The sequence below is a fragment of the Streptomyces sp. NPDC002619 genome (genome assembly GCF_042889305.1).
Classification (GTDB): Bacteria; Actinomycetota; Actinomycetes; order Streptomycetales; family Streptomycetaceae; genus Streptomyces.
On sequence record NZ_JBIAQV010000020.1, the window covers coordinates 1 to 14940 of the forward strand.

At 70.4% G+C, this 14940-nt stretch carries 15 protein-coding genes and 1 riboswitch; of the genes, 1 reads left to right on the top strand and 14 read right to left on the bottom strand.

The features are described 5' to 3' along the window. Together ACFYXB_RS27170 and ACFYXB_RS27175 are read right to left on the bottom strand one after the other, a co-directional pair. The coding region (locus ACFYXB_RS27170) for a hypothetical protein (protein WP_389586753.1) at positions 1-223 on the bottom strand (223 nt) is incomplete at its 3' end. Positions 224-460: 237 nt separating this feature from the next. Continuing rightward, complete coding sequence (locus ACFYXB_RS27175) at positions 461-1069, bottom strand: hypothetical protein (protein ID WP_389586755.1); 609 nt, start codon at positions 1067-1069, stop codon at positions 461-463. Positions 1070-1543: 474 nt separating this feature from the next. Between ACFYXB_RS27175 and ACFYXB_RS27180 the strand changes: the two genes are divergently transcribed. Continuing rightward, complete coding sequence (locus ACFYXB_RS27180; protein ID WP_389586757.1) at positions 1544-1945, top strand: hypothetical protein; 402 nt, start codon at positions 1544-1546, stop codon at positions 1943-1945. A gap of 29 nt (positions 1946-1974) precedes the next feature. Here the strand turns inward: ACFYXB_RS27180 and ACFYXB_RS27185 are convergent, their stop codons facing one another. The 12 genes from ACFYXB_RS27185 to ACFYXB_RS27240 all read right to left on the bottom strand — a co-directional run bounded on the left by ACFYXB_RS27185 (position 1975) and on the right by ACFYXB_RS27240 (position 14848). Beyond that, complete coding sequence (locus ACFYXB_RS27185; protein WP_389586758.1) at positions 1975-2916, bottom strand: exopolyphosphatase; 942 nt, start codon at positions 2914-2916, stop codon at positions 1975-1977. Beyond that, a complete protein-coding gene (locus ACFYXB_RS27190; protein ID WP_351344528.1) occupies positions 2913-3536 on the bottom strand; it encodes a DUF501 domain-containing protein in 624 nt (207 codons plus the stop codon). The genes ACFYXB_RS27185 and ACFYXB_RS27190 overlap by 4 nt, the downstream gene beginning before the upstream one ends. A 22-nt stretch (positions 3537-3558) precedes the next feature. Beyond that, on the bottom strand, positions 3559-4035 hold the full coding sequence (locus ACFYXB_RS27195) for a septum formation initiator family protein (RefSeq protein WP_389586760.1): 477 nt from the start codon (positions 4033-4035) through the stop codon (positions 3559-3561). Positions 4036-4136: 101 nt separating this feature from the next. Further along, on the bottom strand, positions 4137-5423 hold the full coding sequence (eno, locus tag ACFYXB_RS27200; RefSeq protein WP_351344534.1) for a phosphopyruvate hydratase: 1287 nt from the start codon (positions 5421-5423) through the stop codon (positions 4137-4139). 395 nt (positions 5424-5818) lie between these two features. After that, positions 5819-6499, bottom strand: a complete 681-nt coding sequence (locus ACFYXB_RS27205; protein ID WP_389586762.1) for a transglycosylase family protein — start codon at positions 6497-6499, stop codon at positions 5819-5821. A 4-nt stretch (positions 6500-6503) separates the two neighbouring features. After that, a riboswitch (cyclic di-AMP (ydaO/yuaA leader) is annotated at positions 6504-6671 on the bottom strand. A gap of 182 nt (positions 6672-6853) precedes the next feature. Beyond that, the gene (locus ACFYXB_RS27210) at positions 6854-7867 is read right to left on the bottom strand and encodes a transglycosylase family protein (protein ID WP_389586764.1); all 1014 of its coding nucleotides are present in this window, start codon (positions 7865-7867) and stop codon (positions 6854-6856) included. A 203-nt stretch (positions 7868-8070) separates the two neighbouring features. Next, positions 8071-9378 carry a cytochrome P450 gene (locus tag ACFYXB_RS27215; protein WP_389586766.1) on the bottom strand — a complete coding sequence of 436 codons (1308 nt, stop codon included), beginning with the start codon at positions 9376-9378 and terminating at the stop codon, positions 8071-8073. Positions 9379-9787: 409 nt separating this feature from the next. Beyond that, entirely contained in the window at positions 9788-10792 is a 1005-nt protein-coding gene (locus tag ACFYXB_RS27220) for a nucleoside triphosphate pyrophosphohydrolase (protein WP_389586767.1), read from the bottom strand. A gap of 125 nt (positions 10793-10917) precedes the next feature. Beyond that, positions 10918-11565, bottom strand: a complete 648-nt coding sequence (locus ACFYXB_RS27225; RefSeq protein WP_389586769.1) for a SurA N-terminal domain-containing protein — start codon at positions 11563-11565, stop codon at positions 10918-10920. 141 nt (positions 11566-11706) lie between these two features. Next, on the bottom strand, positions 11707-12534 hold the full coding sequence (locus ACFYXB_RS27230) for a glycoside hydrolase domain-containing protein (RefSeq protein ID WP_389586771.1): 828 nt from the start codon (positions 12532-12534) through the stop codon (positions 11707-11709). A gap of 173 nt (positions 12535-12707) precedes the next feature. Continuing rightward, complete coding sequence (locus ACFYXB_RS27235; RefSeq protein ID WP_351344913.1) at positions 12708-14192, bottom strand: serine/threonine-protein kinase; 1485 nt, start codon at positions 14190-14192, stop codon at positions 12708-12710. A 38-nt stretch (positions 14193-14230) separates the two neighbouring features. Beyond that, positions 14231-14848: a hypothetical protein gene (locus tag ACFYXB_RS27240; RefSeq protein WP_351344554.1), complete on the bottom strand. Its 618-nt coding sequence runs from the start codon at positions 14846-14848 to the stop codon at positions 14231-14233. Positions 14849-14940 lie beyond the last annotated feature (92 nt).

Sequence of the window (14940 nt, forward strand, 5' to 3'; positions counted from 1 at the left end):
GTGTGATGTCGAGGATGTCCAGGATGTAGTTGTCTTTGCTGATGTCCTCCACCAGGCGCACGTGCATGTCAGTCACCCCGCGGTGTCGTGGGTAGGGATCTCCTTGGCCGTCTCGCGGGCCGCTCCGGGCGGCGGCCGTCGGTGCCGATTCCCCGGGCACGGCGGCGGCGCCGTCCTCACCCGATTGGGGGTGCCTGGATGTCGGGAAGCGGCCGGTGGGCATGTGTGCGGGGAGATGTGTCAACGGGTGGTGTTGCGGCGGGAGTCGTGCGCGGGCCCGGCCGGTGGAACAGGGAGGCGGCCTTCCGGACGGGCCCGCGGTGTCTTCTGTCCGGCGCCGGCAGGGTGTGCACGGCGTGTGGGTTGTCGGACAATGGTGGGGTCTGGAACCCCGGCCCGATTCCGGCGGGCCGGGGTTCCTGGTTATGTGGCCGGTTCGGGACTAGTGGCCGGTTCGGGACTAGTAGTCGCCGTCGCCGCGGTCGTCCCGGTCGTCCCTGTCGTCGCTGTAGTGCTTGATCACTCGGAAGCTGCCCACCACACCGTCCTTGACGTGGATGCCTTCGGTGTGGCGGACGAACACGCCGTCGCTCTGGCTGTGGGGGCCGACCACGGCGACGGGAGCGCCGTTGTCGCACACGGCCCCGCGGAAGACCTCGACCGTCCGGCGGCTGTCGTTGCGGATGTTCAGGGTCTTGGCACCCAGGCCGCTGAGCACGGTGATGCAGTCGCCCGCGCGGGAGGAGTACGACCGCTCGTTGACGTGGATCCGGCCCTCCTCGTGGTACTCGCGCTTGAAGTTCTTTTCGTTGTTGTTGCCCTTGTTGCCCTTGTAGCCCTGGTTGCCCTCGTTGCCGTAGCCCTCGTTGCCCTTGCTCTCGTTGTTGTTTCCCTGTCCGGAGTTGCCGCCGAAGGGTGCCGCGGCGGCCGCGGCCGGGGCCTCGGCCGCGGCCGGGGCCTGCTGGGGCACCGGTGCGGAGGCGGCCGAGGCGTAGGTGATGCCGGTCGCAGCCAGGCCCGCGGCCGCTGCGACAGCGGCGGTGACAATCATGGAACGGGGGGTCTTCATGTTGCTTCTCCTGTCTCAGAGATGCCGGCTCGACAGCCGGTACATGATGGAACTTACTAACGACCCCCATACCTGTCATATCGGGCATATCGGAAGGCTGGCTTCAGGGCGCCGATCGGGGTATTTATCACGCTCACCCGCGCTTCCCGGGCGATTGATGAGCCATCAAACCCCCGGGAATATAAGCAGGTTGACATACTATTAGTCCCTTGGGGTGATCTCCTGACGCCTGCTCACCCCGTCCAGCAGCGTGTCGCTACGGACACGACGGAGCGGCGCACGGTATACCGCCCACCCGCGGACCGAGGCCACCCGAGGTGCAGGCTCCCGCACCGCTGCCCTGGCCACGGCGTTCAAGCTCATCGAGTCCGCCCAGCAACGATGCGGCGGTGAACGCATTCCACTTCGTCACCCTCGTCCTGGCGGGAGCCCGATTCGAACGCGGCCACGCGGAACGCCCCGAGAGCGCCCCGCGTGCTGTGCACGCTCACCGTCGTCTCCGAGACGCCATGGCTCGAGACCCTGCGCAAGAAACCGCTTCACACCCGATGGGCCGAGTTCCTGCCCGACGACGTACCGTCCGGACCGCAGGGCCGAGAACTCGCGCACACGGACATGTCCCCGCACAACATGCTGGTGACCGGTACCGGTGATCTGCTGCTACTGGACCGGGCAATTGCCTGCCCGGCCCCGGCATACAGCGCCGCCGATCCCGCCACCGTGACGATGTTCGCGCGCACGGTCCACGCGGCATGGGAGCACTGGGAGCGCACGCGCCCCATGCCTCACCGGGCCGCCCTCACCTCCGCAGCTCTGGCATGGGCCACGCACCGCGCGAAAGGGCGGCAGACGGGGGCTCACGTCGTCTCCTCATGAGACCCCGCCGTCCTTCTCAGGGGCGGTGCTCAGGCCACTGACCAGGCGATGCCGTCGAGGATGTCGTGTTCGCTCACGACGACCTCCTGCGCGCCGATTCGTTCCATGATCGCCAGCAGTACGAGGGCACCGGCGCCGATGACGTCCACGCGGCCCGGGTGCATCGACGGAATCGCCGCTCGCTCGGCGTGGGTGGAGCGCAGCAGCCATTCGGTGATCTCGCGGACGCGGTCGTGGGAGATCCGGGAGTGGTGGATGTGGGCCGAGTCGTACTCGGGCAGATCCTGCGCGATCGCGGACACGGTCGTCACGGAACCGGCAAGACCCACCAGCGTGTGCGCCTTGCGCAGCGGCACGGTCTGTTCGGCGAGGTCCAGGGCGGCCTCGATGTCGGCCCTCATGGCAGCGATCTGCTCCGGGGCGGGCGGATCGCTCACGCCCCCTTCGCGCAGCAGGTGCCGCTCCGTCATCCGTACGCAGCCGACGTCGACGGAGCGCGCCGCGCCCACGTGCTCGGCGCCGACGACGAACTCGGTCGAGCCGCCGCCGATGTCCACCACCAGATAGGGCTTGGTGAGGTCCTCACGGCCCGTCAGCTCCCGGGTGGCGCCGGTGAAGGAGAACTCGGCCTCCTGGTCCCCGGAGATGACTTCGGGCTCGACGCCCAGGATGTCGAGGACGCCCTGCACGAACTCGTCCCTGTTCTCCGCGTCCCGCGAGGCGGACGTGGCCACGAAGCGGAGCCGCTCGGCCCCCTGCTCCTTGATGACCGCCGCGTACTCACGGCACGCGGCGAAGGTCCGCTCCAGCGCCTCGGGGGCGAGCCGCCCGGTCCGGTCGACGCCCTGCCCGAGCCGCACGATCGTCATGCGCCGGTCCAGGTCGACGAGTTCGCCCGTGTCCGGGTCCGCGTCGGCGACGAGCAGTCGGATCGAGTTCGTACCGCAGTCGATGGCGGCGACACGGGTCACTTGGCGTCCTCCCCGGAATCGGTGGGTCCCTCGGCGTCGACGGGCTTGACGGCGAACCAGCCGGAGTCCGTCGTCTCGGCCTGCCACTCGTCGCCGGACGGCGGCCCCGCGGGCGTCACGCACGGCCCCTTGCTCCACCACTCCGGCAGCATGGCGATCGCCTCGTCCCCCAGCGGGTTCACGCCCGGCCCGGCCGCCAGCGAGTGGGCGACCAGGACGTGCAGGCACTTCACCCGGTCCGGCATGCCGCCCGCGCTCGGGAAGCCCGTCAGCTCCTCGATCTCGTCCCGGCGGCGGATGTAGTCCTCGTGCGCGGCCCGGTAGGCGTCGGCCAGTTCCGGGTCCGTCGCGAGCCGCTCCGTCATCTCCTTCATCACGCCGTTCGCCTCCAGCGTGCCGATCGCCGAGGCGGCCTTGGGGCACGTCAGGTAGTACAGCGTCGGGAAGGGCGTGCCGTCGGGCAGGCGCGGTGCCGTCTCCACGACGTCCGGCTGCCCGCACGGGCACCGGTGCGCGATCGCCCTGAGACCGCGCGGGGGACGCCCGAGCTGCTGCTTGAAGGCCTCTACGTCCGCGTCGGTGGGCTCGGTGCGCGGGGTGGGCGGCGGGGGCGTTTGCATGCCTGTCTTTCCATCGGTCGGTTCACTGGTCGGAGGCGTCGGACTTGTCGACCCCGTCCCAGACGTTGGCGTACCAGGGCCGGTGAGTGGCTCCCCGTTCGACGCGCGCCTGCTTGGCGGCGCCCGGGTCGATCACGATGTACCCGGTCTCCCCTGGCATCACATAGTGCAGCCGCTGCCGGATCTGCTGCTCGGCGTACGCGTCGTCCTGCCAGCGTGCCTTGAGGTCGCGCAGCTGCTCGACCCGCTCGCCGGCCTGCTTCTGCTGCCGCTCAAGGTCGGAGATCTCGGCGCGCTGCGAGACGTACTGCCGCATCGGGTAGGCCAGCGCCACCACCATGGTGCACACGACGAGCGCGAGCAGGGCGGCCCGGCCGGTGAGCCGGGAGCGGCGGGCCTGACGGCGGGTCTGGGAGCGGTAGACCCGGGCCGCCGTCTGCTCGCCGAGCAGCCGCAGCCTGGTCGCGGTGGAGAACCGGTCCCGGTCCTTCGCGGCCATGATCCCGCCTCCCGTTTCACACGCACGTACGTCCCCGGACACGGTACGGGACCGGGTACGGGGACGTACGTATGACTGGCTCGGGCTTGGCCCGGGTCGGGTCAGCCCTTGAAGCGCGGGAAGGCGCTGCGGCCCGCGTACACGGCCGCGTCGTCCAGGATCTCCTCGATGCGCAGCAGCTGGTTGTACTTGGCGACGCGCTCGGAGCGGGCCGGGGCGCCGGTCTTGATCTGGCCGCAGTTGGTGGCGACGGCCAGGTCGGCGATGGTGACGTCCTCGGTCTCGCCGGAGCGGTGCGACATCATGCACTTGAAGCCGTTGCGCTGGGCCATCTCGACGGCGTCCAGGGTCTCGGTCAGCGAGCCGATCTGGTTGACCTTGACGAGCAGGGCGTTGGCGGTGCCCTCCTCGATGCCGCGGGCCAGGCGCTCCGGGTTGGTGACGAAGAGGTCGTCGCCGACGATCTGGACCTTGTCGCCGAGCCGGTCGGTGAGGACCTTCCAGCCGGCCCAGTCGTCCTCGAACAACGGGTCCTCGATGGAGACGAGCGGGTACGAGGCGACGAGGTCCTCGTAGTACTCGGTCATCTCGGCGGCGGAGCGCTCCTTGCCCTCGAAGAGGTACTTGCCGTCCTTGTAGAACTCGGAGGCGGCGACGTCGAGCGCCAGGGCGATCTGCTCGCCGGGGGCGTAACCGGCTTCCTTGATGGCCTCGAGGATGAGGTCGAGGGCGGCGCGGTTGGACTCCAGGTTCGGGGCGAAGCCGCCCTCGTCACCGAGACCCGTGGCCAGGCCCTTGGACTTCAGGACCTTCTTCAGGGTGTGGTAGACCTCGGCACCCCAGCGCAGCGCCTCGGAGAAGGACTCCGCGCCGATCGGGGCGATCATGAACTCCTGGATGTCCACGTTGGAATCGGCGTGCGAGCCGCCGTTCAGGATGTTCATCATCGGCACCGGCAGCAGGTGCGCGTTCGGGCCGCCCAGGTAGCGGAAGAGCGGGAGGTCGCTCGCCTCGGAGGCGGCGTGGGCGACGGCGAGGGAGACGCCGAGAATGGCGTTGGCGCCGAGGGAGCCCTTGTTGTCGGTGGCGTCCAGGTCGAACATGGCCTGGTCGATCAGGCGCTGCTCGGTGGCGTCGTAGCCGACCAGCTCCGGGCCGATCTGCTCGATCACGGCGAGGACGGCCTTCTCTACGCCCTTGCCCTGGTAGCGGTTCGGGTCACCGTCGCGGAGCTCGATGGCCTCGAAGGCACCCGTGGAGGCGCCGGAGGGAACGGCGGCACGACCCGTGCTGCCGTCGTCGAGGCCGACCTCGACCTCGACCGTGGGGTTGCCTCGGGAGTCCAGGATTTCCCGGGCTACGACGACGTCGATGGACGGCACGAGCATCTCCTTCTTGGGATGTGACGCTGGTTGTGCGGGGCACGGGGGCCTTGGTGAGCCCTTGCTGAGCTTGCGACTAGAGCCTAGCCGCACCGGGGCCACAGACCAGCCGACCGACCGGCCTGTGGACAAGGTCTGACGGTACCCATTGTTTCCGGACGGAACAAAGGGCGGGGCGAAAACGGGTGGAGTGCAGGTGGAGCAGAGGTGGCGGGCGGTGGCCGGGACGGCACGGGGCCGGAGGCCGGGGCCGCGACTGGGCAAAGAAAACCCCGCCCCGGCGCGTACGGGGGAGAACGCGCCGGGGCGGGGAGCCCGTGGGGACGGGGGTGACCCTCACGTACCCGTCACTGTGGGGGACACGGATGTGAGAGCGCTGTGGTTCGACTGCCGGGCGGCTGTCACTTCAGGTGCAGCTGCTGGCCCGGGTAGATGAGGTTCGCGTCCTTGACGATGTCCTTGTTCAGGTCGAACAGCTTCTTCCAGCCGCCCTTGACCTTGTGCTTCTCGGCGATGGAGCTGAGGGTGTCGCCCTTGACGACCTTGTACTCGCCGTCGCCCTTCTTGACCTTCTTGCCAGTCGGGGTGGTGACCGTCTTGCTCGCGGCCGGGCGGTCGGCGGAGCGGGAGGCGGCCTGCTGCTCGGTGGCGCGGGTCGTGGTCGTGGTCGTGGTCTTGGGCGCGCTCGAGGTGCTGCCACCGTTGTACGGCGTGCTGGACAGGCCCGTGCCGCAGACCGGCCAGGCACCCTTGCCCTGCGCGGCGAGGACCTTCTCGGCGGTCTGGATCTGCTGCGCCTTGGAGGCCTTGTCGGCCGTGGCGGCGTACTGGGTGCCGCCGTACGCGGCCCAGGTGGAGGCGGAGAACTGCAGACCGCCGTAGTAGCCGTTGCCGGTGTTGATGGACCAGTTGCCGCCCGCCTCGCACTGGGCGACCGCGTCCCACTCGGAGGCGGTGGCGGCGGAGGCGTTGCCGGCGGCCATCAGCGGGACGGCGACGGCGGCGCCGGCCACGCCGGCGAGCGCGATGGCACGAGTGCCCTTGGACGGACGGCGGTGTTTGCCCTTGCCGGAAAACAGCATGGATCGATCCCCTCACCGACGCCTGCGAGGTGAGCTGTCGGGTTCGGGCCGGTTGAGTTGCCCGGCCACACCTCCCGTGGGAGGCGTGGCTTCACCCCGAGCCGCTCCGGTCAACTGCCCGGCGCGGCGCTTACCTTGGGTCCCCCGCTCCTGCCTACGGCGCTTGACGCGACGACTGTTCCCGTACGGCCGCTGGCAGGATTCGGCGTTGCGGCAGCCGGGGCTCGTGGTGACGAGTGGATATGACCGTAGACACGCGATCCGGTGAATTTCAAAGACGATCAGGGCTTCTGAGACTCATCCCACACTTTCGCCAAAACAGACATTAAGCGCGAAGCGGGACGTCAACTCCCGCTACTTTTCGCCCGTTTCGGCACCGACTTCCAGGCTCTGACCGGCGGCGATGTGGTCCGGATCGGCACCGACGGCCGCCCTGTTGTCGGCGTAGAGCGCGCGCCATCCGCCTTCCACATCAAGGGAGTCGGCGATGGAGGCGAGGGAGTCGCCGGTACGGACGGTGTAGGCATGCCGGCCGGAGGACGAGACTTCCTGAGCCTTTGTCCCATTTTCCTCCGCAGTGTCACCCCGATGGCGGCCACCGCCGATGGCCCCGGTGTCGACCAGGCTCCAAGTGCCACTGCTCTGTACCGAGTTGTCCGAGTCGTCGGCTTCGGGAAGGAGTGTGGGCGAGCCGTCGCTCTCCCGCGAGTCACCCGAGCCGGGAGACGCCGACTTGTCGGACTTGGGGGAAATGGAGGGGTCTGCGGGATCAGTGGAGCCACCCTTCCCACCCTCGCTCCCGTTCGACACGGAGGCGGACGGCGACGGGGTCGCCGAGGCGTCGGAAGAGCCGTGCGAGGAGCCAGATGAATCCGACGAACGGGAGGAGTTTGATGAAGAGGAAGAATTCCACAAACCGGAGGAATTGGAGGAGTCGCCGGAATCGGACGAGTCATCCCCCGAGACGCCGGTGTCGACGTGGAGCGAACCCGACTTCGCGCTCAGCCCGGACAGCAGCGCGCAGGTGGCCCAGGGCGCAGTGCCGCGGTGGGCGAGGATCTTCTCGGCGACGGCTATCTGCTGCGAACGGCTGGCCTGGTCGGGGCTGGAGGCATAGTCGAGGCCGCCGTACTTCTCCCAGAAGGCCTGGGTGATCTGCAGGCCGCCGTAGTACCCGTTGCCGTCGTCGGCGCTCCACGAGCCACCGCTCTCACACTCGGCGACCTTGTCCCAGGTGGTGCCGTCGGCGGCGTTCGCGCCGGTGGCGCCGAGGAGCGGGATGGCGATGGCGGAGCCGGTCACTCCGGCCGCGACGAGGAGAGCCGGAGCCTGACGGGGGCGACGGTGACGACCGTTCCCGGAGAGCATGCGGTTGCCTTTCGAGCGACAGCGTTGACCGGCGTGGCGGATGAGATGAAGCGCCACGCTGACGAGTGAAGGTATCGAGTGACGATCACTTGTCACAAGTTAATGCCGCGTGGATCACGTGAAGATCACGATGCGTGAGCGAGTGTCACCTTGCGCACCGCCCGTGCGGCCGAGGCGAGTTCGGCTCCGGTCACCGCCGCCGATTACCGGACGGGCGTGAACCGGACGGGCAAAGTTCGCAGTCCACGCATGATGAGTCCGCCACGCCAGCGCAAATCATCCGAATCCACCGCGAGTTGCAGGTCAGGCAGCCTGGTGAGGAGGGTCGCCAGCGCGGTCTGGCCCTCGAGACGGGCCAGCGGCGCACCGAGGCAGTAGTGGATGCCGTGTCCGTACCCGAGGTGCTGATTGTCACGTCGGCCGAGATCGAGCACGTCCGGGTCGGCGAACCGCTCCGGGTCCCGGTCGGCCGCCGCGAGGACGACGAGGACGGGGTCGCCGGCCGCGATGTCCTGATCGCCGATGCGCAGCGGCTCGGTGGCGAACCGCCAGGTGGCCAGCTCCACCGGGCCGTCGTAGCGCAGGAGTTCCTCGATGCCGGTCTCCAGCAGCCCGCGTTCGCCGTCGGTGAGGGACCGCTGGAGACGCTCGCGCTGCTCCGGGTGGGTCAGGAGCGCGTACGTGCCGTTGCCGATGAGGTTGACCGTTGTCTCGAACCCGGCGAACAGGAGGATGAAGGCCATGGCGGCGGCCTCGTTCTCGGTGAGGTGCTCGCCGTGGTCGGAAGCGCGGATGAGCCCGGAGATGAGGTCCTCACCGGGGACGGGCTCGACGGCCAGCGCCTCCCTCTTCCTGTGGATGAGGTCGGCGAGGTAGCCGCGCATCTTCTTCACGGACCGCGCGACCCCGCCGCGCGGGCCTCCCCCGTGCCGGATCATCATCCCTGCCCACTCCCGGAAGTCGTCCTGGTCCTCGCGCGGTACGCCGAGCAGGTCGCAGATGGCGTAGATGGGGAGCGGGAAGGCGAACTCGTGGATGAGGTCGGCGGATCCCCTTTCGGCGAACTGGTCGATGAGATGGTCGGTGAGCTCCTGCACGCGCCCGGCGAACTCGGCGACCCGGCGGGGCGTGAAGGCCTTGCTGACCAGCCTGCGCAGCCTGGTGTGGTCCGGCGGGTCGATGTTGAGCAGATGGGTCATCAGCTCGGCCTTGCGCTCACCCGGGATGCCCGTCTTGCCCTTGGCGTGCTCGGGCTCGTCGTGATGCGCCGGGTTCTTGGACAGCCGGGGGTCGGCGAGGGCCTGTTTGGCATCGCCGTACCGCGTGACCAGCCACGCCTCGACCCCGCTGGGCAACTTCGTCCGCCGCACGGGCGCGTGCTCACGCAGCCAGGCGTAGGCGGGGTAGGGGTTGCCGGCGAACTCCCAGGTGAAGAGGTCCGGGGCGGGGTCCTGGGTGACGTCCGCCGTGGGTTCCTGGTGGGGGCTCGGGGGGTGGGGCTGGTTGCTCACCCGTCGACGGTATCCGGAGCGGTCCCGCTGCCGTCCCGCAGCCCGTACCGTCCCGTACTACGCGCCCACCGCCCCTGCGCGTACGGCGCCGTCCCCGCTCTACGCGTCCACCCTCCTGCGCGTATCGCGCCGTCCCCGCTCTACACGTCCACCCTCCTGCGTGTACCGCGCCGTCCCCGCTCTACACGTCCACCCTGCTCCGCGTACCGCGCCGTCCCCGCTCTACGCGTCCACCCTCCTGCGCGTACGGCGCCGTCCCCGCTCTACGCGTCCACCCTCCTGCGCGTACCGCGCCGTCCCCGCTCTACGCGTCCACCCTGCTCCGCGTACCGCGCCGTCCCCGCTCTACGCGTCCACCCTGCTCCGCGTACCGCGCCGTCCCCGCTCTACGCGTCCACCCGTCCCCGCTCTACGCGTCCACCCCTTCCGCCGCTCGCAGTGCGTCCCGGTACGCCCGTGCCGCCGCGCGCAGCGCCGCCTCCGGATCCACGCCCTCCGCCTCGGCGCGGGCGGCCAGTGCCAGCAGCTCGTACCCGATGCCCTCGCCGTGCGGGAGCGGCACGTCCAGTCCGGCCGTACGCGCACGGGAGACGAGCTTCGCGCCGAGGGCCAGGCCCGGCTGGCCGAGGGGGACGCCGTCGGTCACCGAGGCGCGCCGCTTCTCCTCGGCTTTGGTGCGCAGCCAGTGCGCCTTGACGTCCTCCGGCGTCTCGGCGGTCTCGTCGCCGAAGACGTGCGGGTGGCGGTGGATCAGCTTGGCGACGATGCCGCCGGCCACGTCGTCGACGGAGAACGGCGCCTCGGGATCCTCCTCGGCGATGCGGGAGTGGAAGACGACCTGGAGCAGGACGTCCCCCAGCTCCTCCCGCAGTTCGTCGCGGTCGCCGGCCTCGATCGCCTCGACGAGTTCGTACGCCTCCTCGATGCCGTACTTCGCCAGCCCCTCGTGGGTCTGCCGGGACGACCAGGGGCACTCGGCGCGGATGCGGTCCATGACCTGGACGAGGTCGAGGAGACGGGCGCCCGGCAGATCGTGGGAGGCGGGGAGCAGCTCCAGCTCGGGCATCCGGACGCGGCCGGAGCCGGCGAGACGGGCGAGGCCGTCGGTGAGCGCCGGTTCGCCCTCGCCGGTCGCCACGACCACGACCGTGTGCCCGCCGGCGCAGGCGTCGACCAGCTCCTGCGCGCTGGGGGACGCCTCGGCGACGGTTATCCCGGCCTCGCGCAGATACGGCAGCTGTGGGTGGGCGCCGTCGGCACACAGCACACGGTCGGCACCGCGCAGCGCCTGCCAGGCCGGCCAGGACAGCAGGCCGGGGGCGACACGGTGACTGGTGGTGAGCAGAACGACCCGGCCGGGGGCGGCGTCCGGGCTCGGTTCCTGAGCGGTGCCTTCGAGGCTGGTGATGTCCACGCTTCGAACGTAACGCACGCCGCGGACAGCCCCGCGAGTTGTCCACAGGCACCGGGCGAGGACGGACGGAGGGTGTCCGTCCGATCGGTCCGACCCCGCGCCGTCTACTACGTCCGGTCCGTCCGTTACGCCGTCTGCTGCGTCCCGCTCGCCGTGACCTCGCGCACCCACGGCGTCTTCGCATCCACGCGGCTGCTCTTCTGGACGTCCCAGGCGCCGTAGCGCGGATTGAGGTCGACGTGCAGTTCCTTGGACGCGGTGGACAGCGCCTTCCAGAACGCCGGCTCGGTGGTGTCGGTGCCCAGGGTCTGCGCGAGCTTCTGGGCCTCCAGCTGGAGGCGGAGGTTCTCGTCGAGGCGCCCCGGCGCGATGCCGTACTTCTGCAGCCAGGCCGTCTCCAACGCCTTGGCGCCCCCAGCCTGCTGCTCCAGGCCGGCGCGCATCTGCTGGATCTCCTTGGGGGTGACGCCGATGCCCTGGTCCTGCGCGGCCCGGTGCAGCACCCGGTCGAGCACCATGGTGTGCAGGGTGTCGCGGGTGAGGCTGCTGGTGGAGGCGAGGACCTGCTGGTACTGGCTGTCGTCCGGCACCGCGGCCCGCTGTGCCTCGCGCACCTCCTGCACCCGGCCCTCCAGCTGGGCGACGGAGATGCGCTGACCGCCGACGACGGCCGCCGCCCCAGGATGCGCCTCGCTTCCGCAGGCGGTGAGCAGGGGTGCCGCGGCAGTGATCGCGGCGGTGAGGAGGAGCGCGGTGCGACGGCGGCGGTGCAAGGGGACCTCCCGGGGAGATTGTGCGGCGATGCACAAAGTCTTGCGGTGATCGATGGTAGGCAGTGGGCAGGCTCTGGCCAACCCATTCGACCAACGATTCACCGGGGCTTCAGGCACCGCCGCACCCTCGGGAGGGGTGCGTCAGCCCGTGATGGCGACCGGCGCGTCCCACGCGTCGCGGTCCACGGTGATCGTGTAACCGCCGCGCGATTCCTTGCTGTTGACGATGTACTGGTGTCCGCGGCTGTGGCCGGTGAACTGGGTGGAGCCCCACGGCCAGTCCGTCGTCGTGGTGTTCTGCTTGTCGTACAGCGCGTACCAGAGGTTGCCCGGCAGGTCCGTCTTGTCGGTCGCGGTGGCGATCGCCTTGGCGCTGGAGCTGGTGAAGCCGTAGAAGCCAGCACGGTACGTCTTGGCGCGCAGCGTCTTCGTGAAGGAGCGCACATACGTCAGCACGGCGTCGTTGCACGACTTGTTCGTGATGTCGTACGCCTCCATGTCGAGGTAGATCGCGCTGCCGGCCTTCATGCCGAGCGCGGAGGCCTTGGCCACCGCGTCCGCGCCGTCGGTCGCGCCCAGCGAGGAGGCGGTCGAGGCGGTGAGCTTCTCCGGGTTGGAACCGCTCTGGCAGGGCGGCTGCGCGCCGACGTAGATCGGGATGAGCTTCCAGCCGACCGAGCTGACGGACTTGACCCAGGAAGCGGTGAGGTTGGGCTGACCGCAGCCGCGGTTCTTGCCGCCGACGTAGACGGCGGCGGCGCCGTAGAGGCCGCCCTTCCAGGCCTTCATCGCGGACAGCGAGGGCGCGGTGCAGGTGTCGAAGGCGCGGCCGGTGTAGGTCTTCTGGGCGGGCCAGGTGGTGGCGGCCATGGAGGTCTGTGCCGCGATACCGCCGCCCGCGACGACGGCCGCTCCGGCCGCCGCCCACGTGATGTATCTGCGCTTCTTCGACTGCCGGTGACCGGCCATGGAACCCCACCCCTGGTTGTGCGTCGCGTCGTGCAGGCGTTGCGCTGACGCGCGCCGACTGACGAAAGGAACCGCAACCTATCCGGAGCCGATCCCGCGTTCGGGAAACTCAACCCCCTGAAGATCACAAGGTTCCCTCAGGGAAGGGCAAAATCCGGTGGCCGGGCCTGTGCCTAGCCGCGCACCTGCCCCAGCCACTGCAGCGTCCGCCGGATCTCCGTCGCCAGCGGGTGGCCCGGCCCCTGCACGCGCTCCACGTCGTGCAGCAGCCGCACGAGCGTGTCGTGCGCGGCGGGCCGGTCGCCGAGGGCGAGCAGCACATGTCCGATGCGGCGCCGCACGTCGTGGGCGAGGGCCGGGTCGCCGGACACGTACTGGTTCTCGTAGTACGGCAACAGCGCGCGGTACTCCGCGAGCGCCGCCGCCGGTTCGCCGAGTTGTTCCAGGCACTGGGCGGCGTCGTGGCGGAAGCGCAGGGACTGCGGGTCGGCGGGGCCGGCCTCGGTGGCGCGTTCGTCGGCGAGACGGCGCAGTTCGGGCAGCGCGCGCCGGTACTGGCCGTCGTCCATGAGCGTTGCCGCGTACTGCTTGCGCAGGGTGCGCACCACGGGGGAGTGCTCCCCGTGCTGTTCGGCGGCGGTGGGCAGGATCGCGCCCAGGATGTCGACGGCCTGGGTGATACGGCCCTCGCCGAGGAGCCGCTTGACCTCGTCGACGGCGGCGGCGACATCGGGTTTGTCGGGGACGGCCGCCGCGGGGGCCGGCCGGGGCGCGGGCGTACGCGCACGGTCCGGCCAGGGGGCGTGCGGGCGCAGGAAGGGGCGGGTGGGGTCGAGAGGCGCCCCGCTCGGCGTCCCGCGCGCGGGCAGGAGCAACGCCAGGTGCTCGTACACCTCCTGCGCGGACGCCGGGCGGTGCTGCGGGTCCTTGGCGAGCAGGCGCAGGACGAGCGCCTCGAGCGACTCCGGGACCTCGGGGCGGATCCGGCGCACGGGCAGCGGCGGCTCGTACAGGTGCCGGTGCAGCACGCCGAGCGCCGTGGAACCGGCGAACGGGACGTCCCCGCTGAGCAGTTCGTGCAGCAGCACACCGAGCGCGTACAGGTCGGTGTACGGCCCGACCGCGCCGCCCATCGCCTGCTCCGGCGCCATGTAGGCGGGCGAGCCGATCGGGGAGCCGGTGTGCGTGAGGCGCGTGGTGTCGGTGTCCATGACGGAGGCGACGCCGAGGTCGAGGACGGTCACCGTGCCGTCCTGCTTCACCATCACGTTGCGCGGCTTGAGGTCGCGGTGCACGATCGGCACGGCGTGCACCGCGCTCAGCACGGCGCACAGCTGCGCGGCGACCGCGACCGCCCACTGCCACGGGTACGGGTCGTGCTCGGCGAGGTGGTCGGAGAGGTCCGCGCCGTCGACGTACTGCATGACGAGGAACAACTCCTCGCCCTCGCTGCCCGCGTCGTGAACCGTGACCAGCCCTGGGTGGTCGACCTGCGCGGTCACCCGGCACTCCCGTACGAAGCGGCGGCGGAGCTCGTCCGCCTCCTGCCCGGCGACCTTGTCGGGGCGCAGCAGCTTCACCGCCACGCGCCGGTCGAGCCGCTGGTCGTACGCCGTCCAGACCTGGCCCATGCCACCCTGCCCGATGAGCGTGGACAGTTCGTAACGGGCGGCGACGACGCGTCCCTGCGCCACGGTCACCTTCCGCCCTCGTGGTCGCCGCCGTGCTTGCCGTCGTGCCGGCGCAGATAGTCGCTCAGCTCGTCGAGTTCGGCGCGTACCTGGTCGATGCGGGCGGGCGCGGGGCGCTGCGGCGGCGGGTTCTGGGGCGGCGGCGGGGCCGGTATGTACGTCTGGGCCATCGGGTGCGGGTCCTGGGCGACGGGCGGCTGCGGCGCGGGCGTGCCCTGGTACGGCGGCGCGGGCTGCTGGTAGCCGTACGGCGTCGGGACGGTGTGGGCGTGGGGCGGCGCGTAACCGGCGGGCGGGCGCGGGGTGTTGCGGTGGCGGATGTCCATGGCCAGGAAGTAGGCGGACGCCGCGGCGCCGAGGATCAGGATCACGGCCAGCGCGACGTCGGTCCTCGGGTCGGTCTCCGGCAGCGCGCCGATCACCGCGAAGCAGGTGATGGACACCGGCACGCTCAGCCAGGCCACCAGCCAGTCGAGCGACCGCCCTCGCAGGAAGGCGACCCGGAACAGCGGCACGCACGCGAGGATGCCGCACGAGAGGAACCCGGATGCGGCGATCAGCACGCGCAGGGTGATGACCGTGCCGTCGCTGCGGTGGGGCGGCACCGCGCCGTGGCCGTACATGACTGCTCCTGGGCCGGAGTTTCGATATCGGAGTTCGAGCGTATAGGCCGACAGGGACAACGGGTCACGGGTTGTACCGAACCGTTGTCGTG

Bases quoted from the DNA above. Each gene is read 5' to 3' on its own strand.
- eno (WP_351344534.1), bottom strand. From the start codon at position 5,423: ATGCTCGTGCCGTCCATCGACGTCGTCGTAGCCCGGGAAATCCTGGAC.
- ACFYXB_RS27190 (WP_351344528.1), bottom strand. From the start codon at position 3,536: ATGCAAACGCCCCCGCCGCCCACCCCGCGCACCGAGCCCACCGACGCG.
- ACFYXB_RS27175 (WP_389586755.1), bottom strand. From the start codon at position 1,069: ATGAAGACCCCCCGTTCCATGATTGTCACCGCCGCTGTCGCAGCGGCC.
- ACFYXB_RS27205 (WP_389586762.1), bottom strand. From the start codon at position 6,499: ATGCTGTTTTCCGGCAAGGGCAAACACCGCCGTCCGTCCAAGGGCACT.
- ACFYXB_RS27195 (WP_389586760.1), bottom strand. From the start codon at position 4,035: ATGGCCGCGAAGGACCGGGACCGGTTCTCCACCGCGACCAGGCTGCGG.
- ACFYXB_RS27210 (WP_389586764.1), bottom strand. From the start codon at position 7,867: ATGCTCTCCGGGAACGGTCGTCACCGTCGCCCCCGTCAGGCTCCGGCT.
- ACFYXB_RS27230 (WP_389586771.1), bottom strand. From the start codon at position 12,534: ATGGCCGGTCACCGGCAGTCGAAGAAGCGCAGATACATCACGTGGGCG.
- ACFYXB_RS27240 (WP_351344554.1), bottom strand. From the start codon at position 14,848: ATGTACGGCCACGGCGCGGTGCCGCCCCACCGCAGCGACGGCACGGTC.